Origin of the sequence: Paenibacillus ihuae (genome assembly GCF_001368795.1) — a bacterium.
GTDB lineage: Bacteria > Bacillota > Bacilli > Paenibacillales > Paenibacillaceae > Paenibacillus_AQ > Paenibacillus_AQ ihuae.
On sequence record NZ_LN831198.1, the window covers coordinates 942,636 to 946,551 of the forward strand.

3 protein-coding genes and 1 pseudogene are annotated in these 3,916 nt (G+C 47.8%); 3 read left to right on the forward strand and 1 reads right to left on the reverse strand.

Features of this window, described 5'->3' with window-relative positions:
• A pseudogene (locus AQR02_RS31800) lies at positions 1 to 381 on the reverse strand (hypothetical protein); the annotation flags it as partial.
• Positions 382 to 839: 458 nt separating this feature from the next.
• On the opposite strand from AQR02_RS31800, the gene AQR02_RS04200 reads away from it, so the two are divergent.
• The 3 genes from AQR02_RS04200 to AQR02_RS04210 form a co-directional block, all read left to right on the forward strand.
• A complete protein-coding gene (locus tag AQR02_RS04200; protein WP_054939515.1) occupies positions 840 to 1,913 on the forward strand; it encodes an HD-GYP domain-containing protein in 1,074 nt (357 codons plus the stop codon).
• A gap of 26 nt (positions 1,914 to 1,939) precedes the next feature.
• Positions 1,940 to 2,647 carry a DNA alkylation repair protein gene (locus tag AQR02_RS04205; protein ID WP_054939516.1) on the forward strand — a complete coding sequence of 236 codons (708 nt, stop codon included), beginning with the start codon at positions 1,940 to 1,942 and terminating at the stop codon, positions 2,645 to 2,647.
• 131 nt (positions 2,648 to 2,778) lie between these two features.
• The coding region (locus AQR02_RS04210; protein ID WP_245237111.1) for a sodium-dependent transporter at positions 2,779 to 3,916 on the forward strand (1,138 nt) is incomplete at its 3' end.

The following is a 3,916-nucleotide window of genomic DNA, read 5'->3' on the forward strand; positions in this document are numbered from 1 at the left end:
GAACGGATCTCCCGTATATGCTCTAACGTTAGAAGCGTTATTCCATTTTTTCCACTGGGCCAGCGGCTTCATCTCTTCCGCCATTCTGCCGAAATTCCAGGTAAGCTGGTCTGCTGTGACACCTTCGGGAAGGGTTAGCGTAACCGGCAGCGTTCTGGCTTCAGTCATTGAGGCCTGATAGACCTCTGCCGATACGGTAGATGCAGGGGTTTGATAGACTTCTGAGGTGACTGTAGCCGAAGCGCCGGAACCGGTTGATGCCGGTGCAGTCAGAACCTGAGTCTGAACTTCAGTGACAGCTTCACCCGCATAGGCTGCCGGAAGGATTCCGGATAACGTCAGGGTTAATGCGATTAATAAGGATAATAATTTCTTGGTCATCATTTACCTCCCAGTGTTTCTCTCTATTTATAGATGTGCCGGTATTACGGACAACAGCGTCTGCAAGTTTATGCATCCCTCCATTCAGATTCGTATGGTAATGTTCCCATGAACATGTCATATTCACATCACATGTAACGAATTTATATACATTAAATATTTTTATTATGCATTTGAATTAATATAATATAGCATTTCATTTAAAAGCGGAAGCTTTTTTCATAGAATAGATTCAAAAAAAATTCTCCCGCCAAAGAACGAAACCCTAAATCGAATGACCCAAGTAAATCCAGCCTTCGGCTAACAGGACCGTTACTATAGATTCATTTTCAGAATGCAAAAATAATAAATTCTTCCAATCTGCCGCAATACTCTATAGAATATTCTCCATAGAAGGATAACTATCTCGAACGAGAATGACTTTGTAACCAAGGGATGAAAGAGGAGTTGGCTCCATTATGTCGATCATTGAATACGACAATTTTATTGGAAAACGTTTGGGAACCCATATTTATGCGGACAATGGAATATTGTTAATTTCCAAGGACACGATTCTTCGAAAGAACCACATCGAAAAGTTGGCAAATTTCAAGATTCAGGTGGGCAGTGTGGAGGCAGCCGTCGAAGGCTATGTTGAGGAAGAAGCGGACCGGCCGGAAGTTCCCGTGTTGCCTCGTTCTGCAGCCGCCGCGGAATCCCGTGCCAAAGTGAAACGGACTGAAATGCATCTGCAAGAAATAGACAAGCTTGTACGGAACAACGGCACCGTTCCAATGGAGGATGTTGAAGAAAAAATACTCCCCTTTATTAAAGACACGGCTAAGAGATATAACTTATTCCAGGTATTCTCCGAACTTAAAGACCAGGGGGATTACCGCTACAAGCAAAGCATCGGAGTTGCTGTCATTGCCGCATCGCTTGGCAAGTGGCTCAAGCTGGATGAAGAGGAACTGAGTCTTCTGACCATCGCAGCCTGTGTATATGATATTGGCACGGTGAAGCTGCCTTCTTCCTTAATGAATAAACCGGGAAGGTTTGAAAAGCACGAACAGGAAATCATGAAGCAGCATACCTTGCTTGGTTACGAACTGCTGGGAGGTTCGGATGTTGATCCGCGTGTTGCCTTAGTCGCCTTACAGCACCATGAAAGGGAAGACGGCAGCGGGTACCCGCATGGAATAAAAGGCGATAAAATCGACCGGCTGAGTAAAATTGTCACCTTGGCAGATATATACATGGCGATGATCTCAGACCGGCCGCATAGACCGGCGTTTACTTTTTTCGAAGTCATTAATGAAATTCATAAAGGAATTATACATAACCGGTTTGACTCTACGATAGGCATGACGTTTCTTGATTCGCTGCTTGCGAATCAAGTCGGATGCGAGGTTCATTTATCAGACGGACGCACCGGGAAGATTCTGCTGACGAATGTGAATTATCCCACAAAGCCACTTATTGCTGTGGATGATAACGAGTTTATTGATCTTAGTAAAACGAATGACCTTCACATCATGGATGTCATTGGATAAGAGGATTCCGAAGGAAGTGTGCAACTATGAATCTAGAGTTGGTCATGCAGGAGCTGGAAGCGCTGGGCAAGGAACGAACCAAGCAAATATACCTCACGAATGGCGCACACGAACCTCTGTTTGGCGTGGCTACCGGAGCAATGAAGCCGATCTTCAGGAAAACCAAAATAAATCAGCCATTGGCTGAGCAGCTATACGCCACGGGAAACTACGACGCGATGTACTTTGCCGGCATCATTGCCGACCCGAATGCAATGACGGAAGCCGATTATGACCGGTGGATGGACGGGGCCTATTTTTATATGGTGTCTGATTTTGTGGTGGCCGTAACCTTGGCCGAAGCGGATATTGCGCAGCAGGTAGCCGATAAGTGGATCACGAGCGGCGACGAGCTGCGGATGTCCGCGGGCTGGAGCTGTTACTGCTGGCTGCTCGGCAGCCGGAAGGATCACGAATTCTCTGAACGCAAACTTGCCGATATGCTGGAAACTGTTGAAAATACGATTCGGGATGCTCCGGAACGCGCTCAATACGCAATGAACAACTTTGTATACACAGTGGCGGTATCTTATCTGCCGCTTCATGATCAGGCGTGTGCGACAGCCAGGAGCATAGGTCCGGTAGAAATTAATACGGATAAGCCCCGCAGCAAATCTATTAATGCCTACGACAATATTCAAAAAGCCGTTGATAAAGGACGGATTGGTTTTAAGCGCAAGCATGTGCGGTGCTGAATGAAGAAAGCGACATGTCTAACGGATGAGTCGCTTTCTTTAATTGTCACGGGATAGTTATAAATTGTATATGACACACTTCGTTACATAAGCTATAATGAGGTCTAAAAAAGAAAATGGGGCGTCGATTCATGAATAAGGTTAAAGGTAAACAAAGCCTGCTCTCGGAGAAGAAGGAGCGTTTTTCTTCCAGCGGCTTTATCTTGGCAGCCATCGGCAGCTCGGTGGGTCTGGGGAATATGTGGAAATTCCCTTATATTACCGGGGAAAATGGCGGTGCGGCGTTCTTCCTGCTCTTCATTGTCTGTCTGGTGCTGATCGGCTTGCCGGTGCTGCTGGCTGAGCTTGCCATCGGACGCAGCGGGCGCGGAAGCGCAGCGACTTCGTTTATCCGGGCCGGAGGCGGTAAAGGCTGGAAGGCTGCTGGAATTCTGCAGGTATTGGCGCCTTTTCTGATTCTCTCTTTTTATATTATCGTTGCCGGCTGGACACTGAATTACGCTGTGATTTCCTTCAATGGACAATTGTTCAGCACCAGTGATTATGCCGGGGAATTCGGCACCTTTATTTCCGGATATATGCCTATTGTCTGGCAGGGCATAGCCATGCTGATTACTGCGGGGGTAGTTATCCTCGGGGTATCCGGCGGAATTGAGAAATTCAACAAGGTACTTATTCCCGGTCTGGTAGTTCTGCTTATTGTGCTTATGATTCGTGCTGTAACCTTGCCGGGCGCCTCTGAAGGTGTATCCTTCTTCCTTAAACCGGACTTCTCGGTGCTGACTGCGGAATCGGCATTGGTCGCTTTGGGACATGCCTTCTTCTCCTTATCGCTCGGGATGGGGATTCTGCTGACCTACGGCTCTTATGTGGATAAAAAACAGTCACTCGGAACTGCTGCGTTTGCAATTGGCGGCGGAGATTTGCTCTATGCGTTAATCGCTGGACTGATTATTTTCCCAACAACGTTCTCGTTTGGCATTGCCCCCGATCAAGGGCCTTCGCTGATCTTTATCGCGCTGCCGGCTGCTTTCTCAGCTATGCCATTTGGTGCGTTCTTCGGCGGTTTGTTCTTCATCCTGCTGGCGATTGCAGCGCTGACCTCAGCGGTATCCCTGCTTGAAGTGCCTGTATCCTTCGCGATGGAGCGCTGGAACTGGAGCCGTCAGCGTTCGGTCTGGATCCTGTCACTGGCCTGTTTCCTGCTTGGTGTTCCTTCGGCGTTGTCGCTCGGAATGTTCCCTGAGCTTGCGTTCGGCGGTAAAGCCC

Coding starts and splice junctions, on each gene's coding strand:
- AQR02_RS04200 (WP_054939515.1), top strand. CDS start 840: ATGTCGATCATTGAATACGACAATTTTATTGGAAAACGTTTGGGAACC.
- AQR02_RS04205 (WP_054939516.1), top strand. CDS start 1,940: ATGAATCTAGAGTTGGTCATGCAGGAGCTGGAAGCGCTGGGCAAGGAA.